Source organism: Lysinibacillus sp. NPDC097868, assembly GCF_044761135.1.
GTDB lineage: Bacteria > Bacillota > Bacilli > Bacillales_A > Planococcaceae > Lysinibacillus.
Genome location: NZ_JBIWBS010000003.1, coordinates 48,006 through 67,934, shown reverse-complemented (window position 1 = coordinate 67,934; position 19,929 = coordinate 48,006). Strand labels below are relative to the sequence as shown.

14 protein-coding genes are annotated in these 19,929 nt (G+C 37.8%); 13 read left to right on the top strand and 1 reads right to left on the bottom strand.

The window, feature by feature from the left end; translation table 11 throughout:
- The 4 genes from ACIQXJ_RS17200 (at position 1) to ACIQXJ_RS17185 (ending at position 7,481) form a co-directional block, all read left to right on the top strand.
- Complete coding sequence (locus ACIQXJ_RS17200) at positions 1-633, top strand: TetR/AcrR family transcriptional regulator (protein WP_173478637.1); 633 nt, start codon at positions 1-3, stop codon at positions 631-633.
- 297 nt (positions 634-930) lie between these two features.
- Positions 931-4,179, top strand: coding sequence for a fused isobutyryl-CoA mutase/GTPase IcmF (gene icmF / locus ACIQXJ_RS17195; protein ID WP_403056310.1), 3,249 nt, complete (start codon positions 931-933; stop codon positions 4,177-4,179).
- A 464-nt stretch (positions 4,180-4,643) separates the two neighbouring features.
- Positions 4,644-5,186 (top strand): DNA-directed RNA polymerase subunit delta, encoded by a 543-nt coding sequence (rpoE, locus tag ACIQXJ_RS17190; protein WP_403056313.1) that lies wholly within the window; start codon positions 4,644-4,646, stop codon positions 5,184-5,186.
- Between the two features lie 702 nt (positions 5,187-5,888).
- Entirely contained in the window at positions 5,889-7,481 is a 1,593-nt protein-coding gene (locus ACIQXJ_RS17185) for a CTP synthase (RefSeq protein WP_403056316.1), read from the top strand.
- A 295-nt stretch (positions 7,482-7,776) separates the two neighbouring features.
- Here ACIQXJ_RS17185 and ACIQXJ_RS17180 read toward each other — a convergent pair whose 3' ends face one another.
- The gene (locus ACIQXJ_RS17180) at positions 7,777-8,307 is read right to left on the bottom strand and encodes a DUF2529 family protein (RefSeq protein WP_403056319.1); all 531 of its coding nucleotides are present in this window, start codon (positions 8,305-8,307) and stop codon (positions 7,777-7,779) included.
- Positions 8,308-8,461: 154 nt separating this feature from the next.
- On the opposite strand from ACIQXJ_RS17180, the gene ACIQXJ_RS17175 reads away from it, so the two are divergent.
- From ACIQXJ_RS17175 to ACIQXJ_RS17135, 9 genes are all read left to right on the top strand, one after another.
- The gene (locus tag ACIQXJ_RS17175; protein WP_340821005.1) at positions 8,462-8,821 is read left to right on the top strand and encodes a response regulator; all 360 of its coding nucleotides are present in this window, start codon (positions 8,462-8,464) and stop codon (positions 8,819-8,821) included.
- Between the two features lie 555 nt (positions 8,822-9,376).
- The gene (locus tag ACIQXJ_RS17170; RefSeq protein WP_340821004.1) at positions 9,377-10,231 is read left to right on the top strand and encodes a class II fructose-bisphosphate aldolase; all 855 of its coding nucleotides are present in this window, start codon (positions 9,377-9,379) and stop codon (positions 10,229-10,231) included.
- 150 nt (positions 10,232-10,381) lie between these two features.
- Entirely contained in the window at positions 10,382-11,032 is a 651-nt protein-coding gene (gene fsa / locus ACIQXJ_RS17165) for a fructose-6-phosphate aldolase (RefSeq protein ID WP_340821003.1), read from the top strand.
- Positions 11,033-11,092: 60 nt separating this feature from the next.
- A complete protein-coding gene (locus tag ACIQXJ_RS17160; RefSeq protein ID WP_401010784.1) occupies positions 11,093-12,379 on the top strand; it encodes a UDP-N-acetylglucosamine 1-carboxyvinyltransferase in 1,287 nt (428 codons plus the stop codon).
- A gap of 96 nt (positions 12,380-12,475) precedes the next feature.
- Positions 12,476-13,432, top strand: coding sequence for a class II fructose-bisphosphatase (gene glpX, locus ACIQXJ_RS17155; protein WP_401010782.1), 957 nt, complete (start codon positions 12,476-12,478; stop codon positions 13,430-13,432).
- A 147-nt stretch (positions 13,433-13,579) separates the two neighbouring features.
- Complete coding sequence (gene rho, locus ACIQXJ_RS17150; protein ID WP_340821000.1) at positions 13,580-14,863, top strand: transcription termination factor Rho; 1,284 nt, start codon at positions 13,580-13,582, stop codon at positions 14,861-14,863.
- Positions 14,864-15,348: 485 nt separating this feature from the next.
- Positions 15,349-17,256, top strand: a complete 1,908-nt coding sequence (locus ACIQXJ_RS17145) for an AraC family transcriptional regulator (protein ID WP_403056322.1) — start codon at positions 15,349-15,351, stop codon at positions 17,254-17,256.
- 106 nt (positions 17,257-17,362) lie between these two features.
- Positions 17,363-19,087 carry an ABC transporter ATP-binding protein gene (locus tag ACIQXJ_RS17140; RefSeq protein ID WP_403056325.1) on the top strand — a complete coding sequence of 575 codons (1,725 nt, stop codon included), beginning with the start codon at positions 17,363-17,365 and terminating at the stop codon, positions 19,085-19,087.
- 19 nt (positions 19,088-19,106) lie between these two features.
- The gene (locus ACIQXJ_RS17135; RefSeq protein ID WP_403056328.1) at positions 19,107-19,901 is read left to right on the top strand and encodes an ABC transporter ATP-binding protein; all 795 of its coding nucleotides are present in this window, start codon (positions 19,107-19,109) and stop codon (positions 19,899-19,901) included.
- Positions 19,902-19,929: the final 28 nt, after the last annotated feature.

Here is a 19,929-nt window from a genome sequence, read left to right as displayed (position 1 = left end):
ATGACAGAAAAAAACAAAAGGCCCCAAGTCCAGTCAACCGTGAAAGACGAAAATCTCATTGCCATTCGCCGAGAACAAATGATTCAAGGTGCCATTAAATTATTTAAAGAAAAAGGTTTCCATCGTGCGACAACAAGAGAAATTGCAAAAGCGGCAGGTTTTAGTATTGGTACATTATATGAGTATATTCGTACGAAAGAAGATGTACTTTACCTCGTCTGTGATAGCATCTATCACCATGCGATGGAGCGACTATCAAGCTATGAAATAAAAGCAGGTACGATAGAAGAGTTAAAAGAAATGATTCGTGAGTATTTCTTGCAAATTGATAGCATGGTTGATGAATTAACAATTATGTATCAGGAAACGAAATCATTATCCAAAGAAGCACAGCGTTATGTTTTCGGTAAAGAGTTTGAGATGGTTGCCACTTTTGAAAGGCTATTGCAACGCTGTGTGCAGTCAGGGGAACTAACGATGACTGATAAGCAAATTCATTTGGCAGCGAATAATTTAGTTGTTCAAGGACAAAGCTGGGCGTTCCGCAAATGGGCGCTTCATCGTCAACATTCACTTGACGAGTATATCGAAATGCAAACAACATTGTTCATTTCAGGCATTAAGGGGTTTTAATAAGTTCCAGAGGGATTCGTCGGTAATTGCATAAAGCGACATTGCAATTACCGATTTTTTTCATGATTTTGTATGGCAGTAAGCTCATAAGAACGACTAAACCATACAAACGGGTCAATTTCATAAGTAGTTTTTCTAAAAAGGCATACGAACATACAAGTGAAGCGGAAGCAGCTCAGTGCTTGCCTGCGGAAAGTGTCTGCATTGAGCAAAATGATGCATTGAAAATAATATGAATAGAAATTAACTTAAACATCAATGAAAAGGTTTACTAAGGGGAGAAAGTGGGGGTTTCATATGACAAAGGTAGAAGTGTATCGTCCAAAAAATCACGTACGTTTTGTAACAGCATCAAGTCTTTTTGATGGACATGATGCTTCGGTCAATATTATGCGACGTATTTTACAATCAAGCGGTGTGGAAGTGATCCATCTAGGACATAATCGCTCTGTAGAAGAAGTCGTTAATGCTGCGATTCAAGAAGATGCTCAAGGTATTGCTTTGTCTTCTTATCAAGGTGGCCATATGGAATACTTTAAATATATGTTTGATTTACTGCGCGAAAAAGGGGCACCGCATATTAAGATATATGGCGGCGGCGGTGGTGTTATTTTGCCACGAGAAATTAAAGAATTACATGCTTATGGCATTGCGGGTATTTTCTCACCTGAAGATGGTCGAGTTTTAGGGCTGCAAGGAATGATTAATGAGCAAATTAAAGGAACTGATTTTCCAACTGCAACAGGCGACTATCTAGAAAAGCTTGATGCTTTAACGACAGAGAAACCAGAATTATTGGCGAACTTAATAACTGCTGCTGAATCGAATGATGATGAAGAAACGAAAAAGATGTTAGTGGAAGCACGTAAACGCTCAAAAGGAACACCAATTTTAGGGATTACAGGTACTGGTGGTGCAGGTAAATCTTCTTTAACAGATGAGCTTATCCGTCGTTTCTTGAAAGAATTCCCTGATAAACGTGTAGCGATTTTATCAGTCGATCCAACAAAGCAAAAAACAGGTGGAGCATTACTAGGGGATCGCATTCGTATGAATGCCATTTTCAATAACCGTGTTTATATGCGAAGTTTGGCGACACGTGGTTCTCGTACAGAGCTCTCCGCTTCTATTGGTGATGTGTTAGATGTCGTGCGTGTAGCCGGCTATGATTTAATTATTGTTGAAACAAGCGGAATCGGTCAAGGAGATGCAGAAATTACCAATTACACGGATCTATCCATGTACGTTATGACGAGTGAATTTGGTGCACCGACTCAGCTTGAGAAAATAGATATGATTGATTTTGCAGATGTTATTGCCATTAATAAGTTCGAACGAAAAGGCTCAGAAGATGCGCTACGTCAGGTGCAAAAGCAATACCAACGTTCACGAGAACTTTGGGATGAGCCAATTGATAAAATGCCTGTTTACGGTACGATTGCTAGTCAATTTAATGATAAAGGAACGAATGCTTTATTTGCTGCATTAGTTCATATTATTAACGAAAAAACAGGTAGTGACTGGGTAACAGGCTATGAGCAATTTGCTAAAACGCAAAAACAGGATGTTATTATTCCGAATGATCGCCGTTATTATCTACGCGAAATAACAGATACAGTGCGTGGATATCATAAAAAAACAGAACAACAAGTTGCATTTGCCCGTCGCCTATTCCAACTAGAGGGCGCCATCGTGGCAGTGAAAGAAAAGGCGCCAGATGATGCACTTGTCGCATCGCTTACATCTTTAGCGGAAGGTGTCCGTGATGAATTAACAGCAGAGTCTAAGCGTATTTTAGATAATTGGCAAGCTTTAAAAGAAGCGTATGCTGGAGATGAATTTGTAACGAAGGTGCGCGATAAGGAAATTCGCACAATTTTAAAAACAACGAGTCTTTCAGGGACAAAAATACCGAAAGTTGTACTACCGAAGTTTGTTGACTATGGTGAAATTTTACGTTGGGTGTATCGTGAAAATGTACCAGGCGAATTTCCATACACTGCAGGTGTGTTCCAGTTCAAGCGTGAAGGTGAAGATCCGAAGCGACAATTTGCTGGCGAGGGTACACCTGAGCGAACGAATAAACGCTTCCATTATTTATCGAAAGACGATGATGCAAAGCGTTTATCAACAGCATTTGATTCGGTTACGTTATACGGTGAGGACCCTGATTACCGTCCAGATATTTACGGAAAAGTTGGAGAATCAGGTGTCTCGATTTGTACGCTTGAAGATATGAAGAAGCTCTATGCAGGTTTTGACCTTTGTGCACCTTCTACCTCTGTATCGATGACAATCAATGGACCTGCACCAATTATTTTGGCGATGTTTATGAACACAGCGATCGATCAGCAAGTAAAGTTGCGTGAAGCAGAACTTGGTAGACCTTTGACAGTTGAAGAATTTACAGAGACACGTGCGAAAACATTACAAGTTGTACGTGGTACGGTACAGGCTGATATTTTAAAAGAAGACCAAGGGCAAAATACATGTATTTTCTCAACGGAATTTGCTCTAAGAATGATGGGCGACATTCAGCAGTATTTTATCGACAAAAAAGTACGTAACTACTACTCTGTTTCCATTTCGGGCTATCATATTGCAGAGGCGGGAGCCAATCCAATTTCTCAGCTAGCGTTTACACTTGCAAACGGCTTTACGTATGTTGAATACTATTTAAGTCGTGGTATGAATATTGACGATTTCGCACCAAATCTCTCATTCTTCTTCTCTAATGGATTAGATCCAGAATATACAGTGATAGGCCGTGTTGCTCGTCGTATTTGGGCAGTTGTTATGCGCAATAAATACGGGGCAAATGAACGTGCTCAAAAGCTTAAGTATCATGTCCAAACTTCTGGCCGTAGTTTGCATGCACAAGAAATTGACTTCAATGATATTCGTACAACGTTACAAGCACTTATGGCATTGCAGGACAATTGTAATTCATTGCATACAAATGCATATGATGAAGCAATAACTACTCCAACAGAGGAATCTGTACGTCGAGCTATGGCAATTCAAATGATTATTACGAAAGAACATGGTTTAGCGAAAAATGAAAACCCATTACAGGGGGCATTTATCGTTGAAGAATTAACAGATTTAGTAGAGGAAGCTGTGCTAGAGGAGTTTGATCGTATTAATGATCGCGGTGGTGTACTAGGTGCTATGGAAACACAATATCAACGCGGAAAAATTCAAGAAGAATCGATGCATTATGAAATGTTAAAGCATTCGGGTGAATTACCGATAATTGGGGTAAACACATACTTAAATCCGAATCCGCCAACAGATGATGCAATCGACAACATGGAAATTGCACGTGCATCGTCAGAAGAAAAAGAAACGCAAATTCGCAATTTGCAATTGTTCTGGCAACAACATGAAGGACAAACAGAAGCAGCAATTGCCCGCTTACAAGAGGTAGCTGTAAACAATGGTAATATTTTTGAAGAACTAATGGAAACCGTAAAAGTAGCAAGCCTAGGACAAATTACAAAGGCTTTATATGAAGTTGGTGGACAGTTCCGTCGCAACATGTAAAACAAATAGATGGTAATTTTCTAATTTATGGAACCTAAATGCTAGTTTATCCGACATGCTGCTGTATTTTAAAGTGTCTAGTCATACGATTAGGCACTTCTTTTCATTTTCGTTATAATAGAAATGTAAAAAAGAGGGGGCGCAGTAGAGGATGAAATCAATAATTCACTACATTATTGTTTTAGCTTTAGTATTGGGAGTTATTTTCCTGTATAATAAGCAAATTGGCGCTATTCCTTTATTGTTATTATCGATTTATTTATTTTTTCTAGGGATAAAAAAAATGTGTAATATAAAAAACAGTAATTGAAGCTAGCAAAGAGACTAAAACATTGTATATAATGGGTATTATGCTTATGGTATGGAAAGTTACTTTTGTGCGGTCTTTTTTAACTGCGCTCCGAAAATAAAGCACTATTTAATTTTAAAACGTCCATTGTGATGAGAGGAAGGAAGTGCACGAATTGAATTTTCGTGAAATGACAAAGGAACAATTAGCGGAAGAATCGTTAATTAACTTAGCTTATGCAATTTTAACTGAAAAACGTGCTTCAGTGTCATTTAATGACCTGCTTACAATTATTAAAGAGCTAGTTGGCTATAGTGATGAAGAAATTAAATCACGCCTACTGCAATTCTACACTGATATGAACGTTGATGGACGTTTCTTATTTAATCAAGAAACTGGTTGGGGCTTACGCGAATGGTTTAAAGTAGAACAAATCGAAGAAGAAACAGCTCCATCTGTGAAAACACACAAGAAAAAATCTAAAGCTACTCTTGATGATGATGATTTAGAAGAAGATTTAGAAGAAGATGAAATTGACTTCGATGAGGATTATGAAGAGTTCGTTGAAGAAGAAGAAGAAGAAGAAGAAGAAGATATCGATGGAGAAAAAGAAGATATTGACTTCGACGAAGAAGATATAGAAGACATCGAGGATGAAATCGATGAAGATTTCATTGAAGATGAGGAAGAGTTCGAAGAAGAAGAGGAAGAAGCGTAACACAAACACACTTTGAATTTTCTTACTTTTGTACTTGCATTAAAAATTCTTGACTTATTTCACGGTTCCGTTTAATCTTTTACTTGGGCTCCTTAAAAAAAGGAGAAAGACCGTGTATATAATACGCTCCCCCTGCAAACCTATGCAGGAGGGGCGTTTTTTTTGTTTTTAACTTGCTGAATCAAGTTAAAGATCAAGGCGAATATCAACGATTTTAAGAGGAGCTTTTCGACCAGGCTTGAATAAAATTTGGAAGTAATCGCCGAGATGTAATGAATAATCAGTCAAGCTCTCCCATGCTAATAAATAATGATTTGAATACCAAAGTGGTAAACTAATCATTATGTATATTAATCGGTGACTGAGTTATATGGTAAAGCTTCTCATAGCAATAATAATTAGATTGCTCATAGGCGATGCTAACTATGAAAGTTTTACTACGAAGAACAATTTAGAAAAGTAAAAAAGATATAGAAACGATTACAGCTTCGAATCGACTGCATTTAAATGTAGGCATTCTCGGCTTTTCTTATTTTAGGGATAGGAAAGCATTAAGTTTCTTATTCATGTCCATACAATTGTGTTGTCAGTTTACATTTCCTTCCTGCAATTAGGCGATTGGTAAGCGGTATGACAGAATGGATGGACGCAATATACTTTTTTTACTAACAAGATCTAGTACAACATAAGGAGGAATTTTTCATGACAAAGTATATTTTTGTAACAGGTGGGGTTGTGTCATCACTTGGAAAAGGGATTGTAGCAGCATCTCTAGGACGTTTATTAAAAAACCGTGGGTTAGAAGTAACAATTCAAAAATTTGACCCGTATATCAATATTGACCCAGGTACAATGAGTCCATATCAACATGGTGAGGTTTTCGTTACAGATGATGGCGCTGAGGCTGATTTGGACTTAGGTCACTATGAGCGCTTCATTGACATTAACCTAGGCAAACATTCAACTGTAACATCTGGTCGCGTATATCAATCTGTATTACAAAAAGAACGTCGTGGTGATTATAACGGCGGAACAGTTCAAGTAATTCCTCATATTACAAATGAAATTAAAGAACGTATCCAACGCGCAGGACGTGAAACGAACGCAGATGTTGTTATTACAGAGGTTGGAGGAACTGTAGGCGATATTGAATCACTACCATTCCTAGAAGCTATTCGTCAAATGAAAACAAATTTAGGCCATAACAATGTAATGTATGTTCACTGTACGTTAATTCCTTACATTAAAGCTGCCGGTGAATTAAAAACAAAACCAACACAACATTCTGTTAAAGAATTACGTTCTTTAGGGATTCAACCAAATATTATTGTTGTGCGTACAGAGCAAGAAGTGCCAGAAGAAATGAAAGAAAAATTAGCATTATTCTGTGACGTTCAACCTCATGAAATTATCGAATCTCGTGATGCAGAGCATTTATATGAAGTACCATTAAATCTTCATGCACAAGATTTCGATGATATCGTGCTTGATCATTTCGGTATTGAAGCACCAGAGGCAGATATGGAAGAATGGCGTGATCTTGTTGCAAAAGTGAAGAGCCTACCAAATAAACGAAAAGTGGCATTAGTAGGTAAGTATGTTGAGTTACAAGATGCGTACATTTCAGTTGTAGAGGCGTTAAAACATGCAGGTTATGCATTTAACTCTGATATCGAAATTGATTGGATTAACGCAGAACATGTAGATGCTGACAATGTTGTAGCATTACTAAAAGGTGCTGATGCTATATTAGTACCAGGTGGCTTCGGTGATCGAGGCGTTGAAGGTAAAATTTTAGCAACTCAGTTTGCTCGTGAAAATAACGTACCGTTTTTAGGTATTTGCTTAGGTATGCAACTAGCAACAATCGAATTTGCTCGTAACGTACTAGGCTTAAATGGGGCGCATTCTACAGAACTTGATGCGGAAACACAATATCCTATTATTGATTTCCTACCAGATCAAAACGATAACGTAGATATTGGTGGTACATTACGTTTAGGTTTATATCCATGTAAGTTAAAAGAAGGCTCAAAAGCAAGTGATGCTTACGGCAAAGAGCTTGTGTACGAACGTCACCGTCATCGTTATGAATTTAATAATGAATACCGTGAGGCAATGGAAGCGGCAGGTCTTGTATTCTCAGGTACAAGCCCAGACGGAAAATTAGTGGAAATTATTGAACTACCAGAAAACAACTTCTTTGTAGCTTGCCAATTCCACCCAGAATTCGTATCACGTCCAAACCGTCCACAACCATTATTCCGTGATTTCATCGGAGCAACATTTAAATAAAACCAAAAAGGATGTCTCGTAATTTTGAGGCATCCTTTTAGTCTGTAAGCAAACGCGAAAAATTTCGATTTTGCCTACAATTTTTTAAAGAATTATGGAAATCGCCGGTAAGCCCTCCTGAATCGCTGATAGGGCATGGGAAATGTATGTTCAAACGAGTAGTCGATATCTTCTGCTTCATTCAACAGCATAAGTCGGTAAATAAATTCCATTTTAAGACATGCTAAAAGGCACCAAGAATAGACTTCTCGATGCCTTTTGTTTATCGCGCTTTAATTTTGTATATAGTGAAGCTTTATAACTCTTCATCATCAAGTCCGAGCATTTCATCATAAGCGATTTTTACAGCTTCATAAATGAATAGGGCAGCTATTGCATGCGGTACAACAATACGCTCACCTAAATCATTAGGTAACAATCCTCCACGCATACGAGTAGAGATATATGTGTACGCTAAATCGGCTAAAGGATTTTCTGCATTTGCTACTTCACTAGCTACGGCTGCGAATGGAATAAAATGTTCGTTCAATCTTTTTGCTAATGCTAATGCTTCCTGATCATGTGCACTACGGGTAAAAATACAAATACGATCGGCTTCACTAACTTCAGTATGCTCTGTCCAAGGGAGTAGCTTAGCGAAACGCTCAACACCTTGAAGTGCATTTAACTCGACAACTTGCATTTCGCCAAAACAAGCAAAGTAGACATTTCCTTCGCCTATTGCTGCTTGTGCAAGTAAACGTGCTGTTTCTTCAATAGATTCTTCTTCGCTTTGTGTTATTCTTTGTAATAATCCGCTCAGCTGTGTTGTTAATATTTTTGACATGATTCCACCTCTATCAATATTATATGTATGTGTGAAGCATAAAGCAAAAGTAGATAATTTATAATACTAGAAGGTATTAAGCTGTAAAAGGAGAATAATACATAATATAGATATCTTTGTGCAAAATAATAATTCAAAAAGGGCGGAATGCAATGTGAAACGATTACTAATTGTTGATGATCAGCAGGGAATTCGTTTGCTATTAAATGAAGTTTTGAAAAAAGAAGGTTATGTTACATATTTAGCAGCTAATGGCGCTGAAGCACTACGTTATGCAGAGGAAGAATCGATGGATTGTGTATTGCTAGACATGAAGATTCCCGGCATGGATGGCATAGAAATTTTAAAATGTTTAAAAGAGAAATGGCCTCAACTACCTGTCTTTATGATGACCGCTTACGGTGAATTAGATGTAGTACAGGAAGCATTGGAATTAGGGGCAATTCGTTACTTTACTAAGCCATTTGATATTTTTGAAGTACGTGATGCAGTAAATAAAACATTAAACACATAAACAACAGGCAGTGGTAAACACCGCCTGTTTTTTGTACATAGGTGTTATTTATTGTAGCATTTAAATAATGCTACCTAACTGCCCTGGACTTTCATTCAAAATTCTCCGACCATAACTTTGGAATTTATAATTTAGATTTACTTTGTTTTGCAATAGAAAAAATTTAGCAGATAGTACAAGTTGATGGTAGCGAAGGCGGTGACTCCTGCGGGAAAGTACAGAACGTAAGACGCAACAAACCACGCGTTAGCGAGGATTACGGCTTACGTGTGTGCCCGCGGAAAGCACCGTCGTAGCGGACATCAACGGTACCAGCCTCTTTTTGAAAAAAAGGCACCTGTCGCTACGTTGCACTACGCTTTCGATGCAGAAAATATAAGCACCTGAAATTTCTTTTCAGGTGCTTTTGAAAAAGGCACCTGTCGCTGCGTTGCACTACGCTATCGGTGCAAAAAATATAAGCACCTGAAATTTCTTTTCAGGTGCTTATATTTTTGCTATGATTAAATAGCACATTTATGTATAAAGAATAGTCCTAAAAGGAGGATTTTTAGTATGGCATTAGTATCTATGAAAGAGATGTTAATTAAAGCAAAGGCAGAAGGTTATGCAGTTGGTCAATTCAACATCAACAACCTTGAATGGACACAAGCAATTTTACAAGCAGCGGAAGAAGAGAAATCACCTGTAATCCTTGGCGTATCTGAAGGCGCAGGTAAATATATGGGTGGATTTATCTCAGTAGTACACATGGTAAAAGGTTTAATGGAGTCTTATGGTATTACAGTTCCAGTTGCTATTCATCTTGACCATGGTTCTAGCTTTGAAAAGTGTAAAGAAGCGATTGATGCAGGATTTACTTCTGTTATGATTGATGCTTCACACCATCCTTTCGAAGAAAATATCGCAACTACTTCAAAAGTAGTTGAATATGCACATGCCAAAGGTGTTTCTGTAGAAGCTGAGCTTGGAACAGTTGGTGGTGACGAGGATGGCGTAATTGGTGGTATTATGTACGCAGATCCAGAAGAATGCCGTAAAATGGTTGAATTAACAGATATTGATTGTCTAGCACCAGCACTTGGCTCTGTACATGGTCCTTACAAAGGAGAACCAAACTTAGGCTTTAAGGAAATGGAGGAAATCTCAAACTTAGCAGATCTTCCTTTAGTATTACATGGTGGTACAGGTATTCCAACAAAAGATATTCAACGCTCAATTTCATTAGGTACTGCTAAAATTAACGTTAATACTGAAAATCAAATCGCAGCTACAAAAGTGATTCGTGAAATTTTGGACAATGATAAAGATGTTTACGATCCTCGTAAATTCTTAGCGCCAGCTCGTGAAGCGATTAAAACAACAGTTGTCGGTAAAATCCGTGAATTTGGAAGTGCACAAAAAGCATAATTTAGCTTCTTATATTGTACAAAAGCAAAGATGAATACACATAATAAGAGAAGTGTTGATGCTAGCAATCGACCTTCTCTTGTTTTTGACATAATAACTTTTTTGAAAAAATTTAAAAATATAAACAAATAGGGTTTAGGAGGAAATATTATGAAATTCTTTATTGATACAGCAAACTTTGACGAAATTAAAGAAGCACACGCATGGGGTATCTTATCGGGAGTTACGACAAATCCATCATTAGTTGCAAAAGAGGAAAACGTTTCTTTTCATGATCGACTACGTGAAATTGCTGAGCTTGTAGACGGCTCAGTAAGTGGAGAGGTAATTGCATTAGATGCTGAAGGAATGATTAAAGAAGGTCTAGAATTAGCTGCGATTGCACCGAATATTACAGTTAAATTACCGATGACACCAGCTGGTTTAGAGGCTTGCCGCTTCTTTGCAAACAAAGGCATTAAAACAAACGTAACACTAATTTTTAGTGCAAACCAAGCATTAATGGCTGCGCGTGCGGGTGCTACATATGTATCACCATTTATCGGCCGTTTAGATGATATTGGTCTAAATGGTGTAGAGCTTATTGAAACAATTTCAGATATTTTTACAATCCATAACATTGAAACGCAGATTATTGCAGCATCTATCCGTCACCCTCAACACGTAACGGCGGCAGCACTTGCGGGCGCTCATATTTCAACAACTCCTTTTAAAGTGTTAAAACAACTTTTCCACCATCCATTAACGGAAAAAGGAATTGAAGGATTTTTAGCGGATTGGAATAAGCGAAAAGGTGAATAATAAGATTATAAAGTGAGTCAAATGCTAAAATTACTTTCCAATCATGAGGGAGAACGCAAAATGGATGTTTATAAAATTACAGGCGAAAATCGTCTAAAAGGTACAATTAAAGTTAGTGGTGCAAAAAATAGTGCGGTCGCCTTAATACCAGCATCAATTTTGGCGAACTCTCCAGTGACAATTGGAGGGATTCCAGAAATTTCAGATGCTTGGACTTTAAAAGCCTTGTTAGAAGAGATCGGTGGAGAAGTACAGTTTGAGAATGGCAAAATGATTATTGATCCTTCCGAAATGCTTGCACTACCTTTGCCAAATGGTAATGTGAAAAAACTCCGTGCCTCTTATTATTTAATGGGGGCAATGCTTGGTCGCTTCAAAAAGGCTGTCATTGGCTTGCCGGGTGGTTGCTTCTTAGGACCGCGTCCGATTGATCAACACATTAAAGGCTTTGAGGCACTTGGTGCTAAAATTACAAACGAGCACGGTGCGATTTATTTACGTGCAGAAGAATTAATTGGCGCCAAAATTTATTTAGATGTCGCAAGTGTTGGCGCTACCATCAATATTATGTTGGCTGCAGTACGTGCAAAGGGGCGTACAGTTATAGAAAATGCAGCAAAAGAACCTGAAATAATTGACGTAGCAACACTTCTTACAAATATGGGTGCCAATATTAAAGGTGCTGGTACAAGTGTAATTCGTATCGAAGGTGTTGATGAGCTGCACGGTACGGAGCATACAATTATTCCAGACCGTATTGAAGCTGCAACTTTTATGATTATGGCAGCAGCAGTTGGCGACGGCATTACGATAGACAATGTAATTCCACTACATTTAGAGGCAATTACTGCAAAGCTTCGTGAAATGGGCGTCAAGATTGATATAGGTGAGGAAAGTATTTTTGTTCCAAAAACAGACCTATCAACATTGCAGGCAGTTGATGTTAAGACGATTGTGTATCCTGGATTCCCTACAGATATTCAGCAACCACTTTCCGTGTTAATGACACAGGCATTTGGCTCCTCAAAAATTACAGATACAATCTACACGGCTCGATTTAAGCATATTGATGAGCTACGTCGTATGAATGCCAACGCACGTGTAGAAGGGAATACGGCGATAATTACCGGTCCAAGTAAATTACATGGCTCAAGCGTAACTGCAACAGACCTTCGCGCGGGTGCAGCTTTAGTATTAGCTGGCCTATTAGCAGAAGGTGAAACTGAAATTCACGATATCTATCATATTGAACGTGGCTATAGCTCACTTATTGAAAAATTACGTGACTTAGGCGCAGATATTCGACGTGAAACAATTATGGTCAGTGTTGCAGAGGCAAAGGAATAATGAGAGGTAAAAGTTTCGAGCCAATTATGTTACAATAAAGGTAATTTGAATGTTTCGGCACAAAGAAACATGCCGATAACGGGAGGCAAAACAACAATGGAACGTAGTTTATCGATGGAAGTAGTACGAGTAACAGAGGCAGCAGCAATCGCATCCGGGAAATGGATGGGTCGCGGTTTGAAAATTGAGGCAGATGATGCAGCAACGACAGCAATGCGCTCAATGTTCGATACGATTCCAATGCATGCTACAGTAGTAATTGGGGAAGGTGAAATGGACGAAGCGCCAATGCTTTATATCGGTGAAGAGCTTGGCCTTCGTAATGGCGGTCCTCAAGTAGACATAGCAGTCGATCCTTTAGAAGGTACAAATATAGTAGCAAAAGGTACAAATGGTGCAATGACTGTATTAGCAATTGCTGATAAGGGTAATCTGTTAAATGCACCAGATATGTATATGGAGAAAATTGCTGTAGGGCCAGAAGCTGCAGGAAAAGTTGATATTAATGCCTCTGTTACTTATAATTTATTACAAGTAGCAAAAGCAAAAAATAAAGATATTTCTGATGTAGTAGCTACTCTATTAGATCGCCCTCGCCATCAAGCAATAGTAGATGAGATTCGTGAAGCGGGAGCACGTATTAAATTTATTCAAGATGGTGATGTTGGTGCTGCTATTAACACTGCATTCGATGAAACAGGCATCGACATTATGTTTGGAATGGGCGGCGCACCAGAAGGTGTTATTTCAGCTGTTGCATTAAAATGCTTAGGCGGAGACTTCCAGGCCAAATTAGTGCCAGAAGACGAAGAACAGTTAGAACGCTGTAAACAAATGGGCGTAGATGTAGAGAAAGTTCTTTACTTAGATGACTTAGTAAAAGGTGACGATGCAATTTTTGCAGCAACTGCCGTCACAGATTGTGAGCTATTAAAAGGTGTTCAGTACAAAGGTGCTTACGCATTAACACATTCAGTTGTAATGCGAGCGAAATCAGGTACTGTGCGATTTGTAGAAGGTCGTCACGCGCTTGATAAAAAACCTAGCTATTAATAATATTTTCTTCTAAAATATACCTAGTGCAACTTATTTGCACTAGGTACCTTCTTCTTCATTAAAACCATCCCATAGTTTTACTTAAAACTTCTATGTTTACCCCAATACATGCATTATATTTTGAAAAAGACTGGAGTTGTGCATATGTCTGCATTGACAATCGCTCAATTAGAAAACATGACGTTAAAAGAGCTTTACGCCCTCGCACGCCAATACAAAATTTCGTATTATAGCAAACTAACGAAAAAGGAATTAATTTTTGCTATTTTGAAAACGCGTTCAGAGCAAGAGGGTTATTTCTTTATGGAAGGGGTACTTGAAATTGTTTCGCAAGAAGGCTTCGGCTTCCTTCGTCCAATAAATTACTCACCAAGTAAAGAAGATATTTATATTTCTGCTTCTCAAATTCGTCGTTTTGATCTTCGTAATGGGGATAAGGTGTCTGGCAAAGTACGCCCACCTAAAGAAAATGAACGTTACTATGGCTTACTACAGGTGGATGCTGTAAATGGAGAAGACCCTGAAGTAGCAAAAGAACGTGTTCACTTCCCAGCATTAACGCCGTTATACCCTGATCGACAAATTAAGCTTGAAACAACACAGAGCAATCTATCAACACGAATTATGGATTTAGTAGCACCGGTAGGATTTGGTCAACGTGGTTTAATTGTCGCGCCTCCAAAGGCTGGTAAAACATCTTTACTTAAAGAAATTGCCAACGCTATTACAACGAATCATCCTGAGGCTGAGTTAATCGTCTTACTTATTGATGAGCGCCCTGAGGAAGTAACGGACATTGAGCGTTCTGTAAATGCGGATGTCGTGAGTTCTACGTTCGATGAAGTACCGGAAAATCATGTTAAGGTAGCTGAAATCGTGTTAGAACGAGCTCGCCGTTTAGTAGAACATAAACGTGACGTTATTATTTTAATGGACTCTATTACGCGTCTTGCACGTGCTTATAACTTAGTTATTCCACCGAGCGGTCGTACGCTTTCAGGTGGTATCGACCCTGCTGCCTTCCATAGACCAAAACGATTCTTCGGTTCTGCTCGTAATATCGAAGAAGGTGGTAGCTTAACAATTTTAGCTACAGCTTTAGTAGATACAGGATCGCGTATGGATGAAGTAATCTATGAGGAATTTAAAGGGACTGGTAACTTAGAGTTGCACCTAGATCGACAATTAGCAGAGCGTCGTATTTTCCCTGCGCTTGATATTCGTCGTTCAGGTACACGTAAGGAAGAATTACTTCTTGAACCAGAACAACTCGAAAAACTATGGGCAATTCGCAAAACATTTTCAGATGCACCAGATTTTGCAGAGCGTTTCTTGAAAAAAATACGCACAACAAAATCAAACGAAGAATTCTTCGAAAAGTTAAATGAAGATATGAAAAAGGCCACTAAAGGTAAAGGGCTACTTTAAAATTTTAGACACCATTGACTAGTAATAGTTAATGGTGTCTTCATTTTTTTATGCTATCATGGATTTCCGTATGGGAGGTGTCAGGCACTCAAACAATTTACTATGTTAAACATGGATTTTATGACTATCTAAGTAAAAAATTCACTTAGATTCCTCGTGGGAACAGCACAAAACGTAAGACGTAACAAAGCGCGCGCAAGCAAGGGTTGCGGCATACGTTGTGCCCGTGGAAAGCGAAGTGGATTTTTCCGATTTAGGAAACCATTATTATGCTAAGTGCCAGGCACTCAAACAATTTTACTAGTTGATTGGAGCGAAAAGCATTCGCCCGTAGCGGAAATCAACGAAGCAAGTTTATCTCTAACCTAACACCATTAACTAATAATAGTAATTGGTGTTTTTTTCTTGTCCTCTAAAAAGTATAATGAAATTGATAATCATTATCAATATAATGATGGTATGTCTTATTAGTTGAGGAGAACGCTATGAATTATGATGCCTACATGCTCCTATGGGAAAATGCACATATCAAGGTAAAACACATTGAATATGTATTTAACAACGAGGTGCAAAAAAAAGAAGTAATGAATTACAGTTCGCTATTAATCATTACAGTTGGTGAAGCAGAAATTGTTATTGGAAATAATCCTTATCATGTGCAACAATTTAGTATTTTTCATATTGGAAAGTCCCAAACACTACATATAAAACCAAAAAAGCCTTTGAATTACTTCTTAATCCACTATAAAGGCGATGTCATTTATGCCGATGCTTTTATGCAACACTTACAAATGCAATATCAACCTTTTCAAACGGAGTTCTCATGTGTACCTGCTAATCCTATTGTGATTCATAAGTTGTTACATGACATGTTTAACAAGTGGCAGACAGGTGCTATTCATGAGCATGTATTTGTAAAAGCATCCTTTTATGAGCTCATTTATCGTGTGTTTCAAGAGCTAGCTGAAGGGCAGGGTAGGCCACATGAAATGGATAAGGTAGAATTAGCACGTTTATTTTTAGAAGAACATATTCATGAGCCATTATCCATACAAACGCTAGCAGATTCACTCAAAATTAGTACACGACATTTATTACGCATTTTTAAGGCTCGTTATGGAATAGGGCCACAAATTTATTTACAGCAACTCAAAGTTAAACGCGCAAAACAATATTTAATAGCCAATCAATATGACATTAAAGAAATTGCTATTTCTCTTGGATATGAGGATGAATACTATTTTAGTAGAGCCTTTAAAAAGGAGACAAGTATGGCACCAAGTATTTTTAGGCTGAAATATACAGCCACTATGTCCGAAATAGCTATTACAAATGAGAATCATTTTCAATACAATAAGAATCAGCTCGAGCAAGCAAAACGATTTAAGATTGGGGAAAATGAAGTCATGATGAAAAAAATGCTTAAACATATAAAGACGCCCTTTTTGCTAAGTTTGTTAGTTTTACTAGCAGCATGTGGTGAGGATACAAAACAACCAGCTGAAAATAATGATCGTGTACCTAAAACAGAAGAGGCAGAGACTAAAACTATTACGGACGACAGTGGCCGAGAAGTAGAAATTCCAGTAAAAGCACAACGTATTGTGACAGACTGGTATATGGGGCAAATCCTTGCATTGGATGTTGTGCCAGTAGGAGCAATCACAGCCAATTTAGATTATGCAGCATTTTTAAAACCGTACTATAAAGACGGAGAAATTACGAATGTCGGAACAGACGGTAATGCATCATTAGAAAAGATTTTAGAGTTAAAGCCAGATTTAATCATTACATGGAATCCAGAAGATGTTGAAAAATATGAAAAAATTGCACCGACAATCGTTTTTTCTGATACAGCCTATAATTCAGCTACTGATGAGGTCAAAGCAATGGGCGAATTTTTAGGAAGACAAGAAGAAGCAGACGCATTTGCCAAAGATTTTGAGAATCGTGTAACGCAAGCACAACAAAAAATAAATACGGCTATTCCAGAAGGTGCCACTTTTACGATTTTTGATTTATTTGAAAAAAATGCAACTGTTGTTGGAAATTCAAGTGTGTCAGGAGGACGAGCACTTTATCAAATTCTTGGTGTAAAACCACAAGAAAAAATTCAGGAGCTATTTGATACAAAGGAATCAAATGGCGGCCGCTATGAAATCTCCTATGAAGTAGTCGGTGACTATGTTGGCGATTACGTCTTCGTTATTAATTTCTTTAATAAAGAAGGGAAACTCCCTCCAACTTGGACAAATCTTGATGTTATCAAAAATAATAAAACAATTCCTTTAGAAGCGGAATATTATTTTGCTTCTGATCCTTTATCTGGGCTACATCAAGCAGAAGATTTAGCTGACAAAATTGTAGAGTATACAAAATCTCAGGAAAAATAAAAAGTAGAAATGTGGATAACACATGAGGTGAGCTACCTGATTTGCAATTAGGTAGCTTTCATTTAATAGAGCATAAACAATGCATGTTTATTAGGAGGTAACGTCCATGTTACTACAACGTTTCTTTACTTATTACAGGCCATATAAAGGATTATTTATATTAGATTTCTCCTGTGCAATTTTAGTTGCCCTAATTGAGCTGGCATTTCCATTAGTTTTAAATAAAGTAATTGATGATATCCTTCCAGATGGTGAATTAAAGTGGATTATGATGGCAAGTGGATTGCTACTGTTGTTGTATGTTTTTAACTCAATTTTAGATTTTATAGTTTCATATTGGGGGCATATGCTTGGCATCAATATTGAAACGGATATGAGAAGGGAAGCGTTCAATCATATTCAAAAGCTCTCTTTCCGCTACTTTGATAACAATAAAACAGGACATCTTGTCTCCCGATTAACAAATGATCTAATGGACATCGGTGAGCTTGCACATCATGGTCCAGAAGATATGTTTATTGCAATGATGACGATAATCGGATCTTTTTGCGTCATGTTTTATATTGATCCTACATTTACGCTATTAATCTTTATTCTTGTACCATTTATTCTTTTGCTAACTATTATTTTTGGCAAGCTTATGTCGAAAGCATTTCATCAAATGTTTAGCGATATTGCAGACTTTAATGCCCGTGTAGAGAATAACGTCAGTGGTATTCGAGTAGTACAAGCATTTACAAATGAAGACCATGAAAAGAACCGCTTCAAAACGAATAATGAAAAATTCCGAACAACAAAATTGTTTTCTTATAAGGTGATGGCTTGGAATGAAGCTATCTCTGGTATTTTAACAAAAGTTTTATCATTATTTACGCTATTTGTCGGAGCGTACTTTGTATTAAATGGCTATTTAACGAATGGCGAATTTATTGCTTTTATTCTTCTATCCGGGATTTTGCTCGGACCAATTAACAAAATAAATATGTTTATTGAGAGTTATCCAAAGGGCATGGCTGGTTTTAAACGCTATATTGAATTTTTAGAAACAGCACCGGAAATTGCAGACCACCCAAATGCCAAGTTAATAGAGTCTATTGATGGCAATATTACATTTAACCAAGTTTCATTTGGTTACACCGATACAGAACGAACATTAAATAATATTAATCTTACGGTTCAGTCTGGAGAAACAGTAGCGCTTGTTGGTCCATCTGGAGCGGGGAAATCAACCATTTGTAGTCTACTCCCACGCTTTTATGAGGTGAGTGAGGGATCAATAAAAGTCGATGGGAAAGATATACGAGATTTTAAGCTTCATTCATTACGCTCACATATCGGCATAGTGCAACAGGATGTTTTTTTATTTGATGGCACGATTCGAGAAAACATTGCATACGGAGATTTACAGGCGAGTGAGGAAGATATTTGGTATGCGGCCAAACGAGCACAGCTTGAAGAGATGATACAAGCATTACCAGATGGTATGGATACGTTAATTGGTGAACGAGGCGTGAAATTATCAGGTGGACAGAAACAGCGATTATCTATAGCACGTATTTTCTTGAAAAACCCTAAAATTCTAATTTTGGATGAGGCAACATCCGCTTTAGATACAGAAACAGAACTGGCTATTCAGCAAGCTTTACATGAACTTTCCAAAGGACGCACAACGTTAGTCATTGCACACCGCTTGGCGACAATAAAAGATGCAGACCGTATTGTCGTCGTTTCGAAAAAGGGAATTATAGAAGAAGGAACACATGAACAATTAATGGCTATGAAAAATGCTTATTACGGTTTGTACACAGCACAATTTGGTTTGCAAATCTAAAAATGAAAGGAAGTTTTGTATGTCAGTATTGGAGATCGAACATGTGGCGATTGGTTACTCCTCGACGCTTATTGTGGATGATTTAAGTGTTGCCATTCCTAAAGGTCAAATCTCAACAATTATTGGCCCAAATGGCTGTGGAAAATCTACTTTATTAAAGGCTATTGCGCGTGTATTACGAACACAGGATGGTGCTGTTTATTTAGATGGTAAGGCCATTCATCAATTAAAGACAAAAGAAGTAGCAAAAAAGATGGCAATTTTACCTCAAACAGCAAGTGCACCAGGAGGATTAACTGTTTTTGAATTAATATCATACGGCCGTTTCCCTCATCAAGGAGGGTTCGGTACATTGCGCAAGGAAGACTACGAATATATTCATTGGGCAATTGATGTTACAGGATTAAGAGAGTTTTGTGATCGTCCAATTGAGGCATTGTCAGGTGGTCAGCGCCAAAGAGTATGGATTGCAATGGCATTGGCTCAAGGTACGGATATTTTAGTACTGGACGAACCGACAACATATTTAGATTTAGCACATCAGCTAGAAATTTTATTATTGCTTGAAAAACTCAATCGGGAAGAAGGACGAACGATTATTATGGTATTGCATGATTTAAACCATGCGTCTCGGTTTTCTCATTTTATGATGGCTATGCGAGACGGAAAATTGATCGTAAGTGGCAGCCCTCAAGATGTGATGACAAAGGAGAATTTACAAACAGTGTTCAATATCAACGCAGAAATGGCTGTCTGTCCATATAGTAAAAATCCAATTTGTCTATCTTATCAGCTATACAACATGAAAGATTAAGTGGAGCATTGGAAGTTAAGAGGAGGAA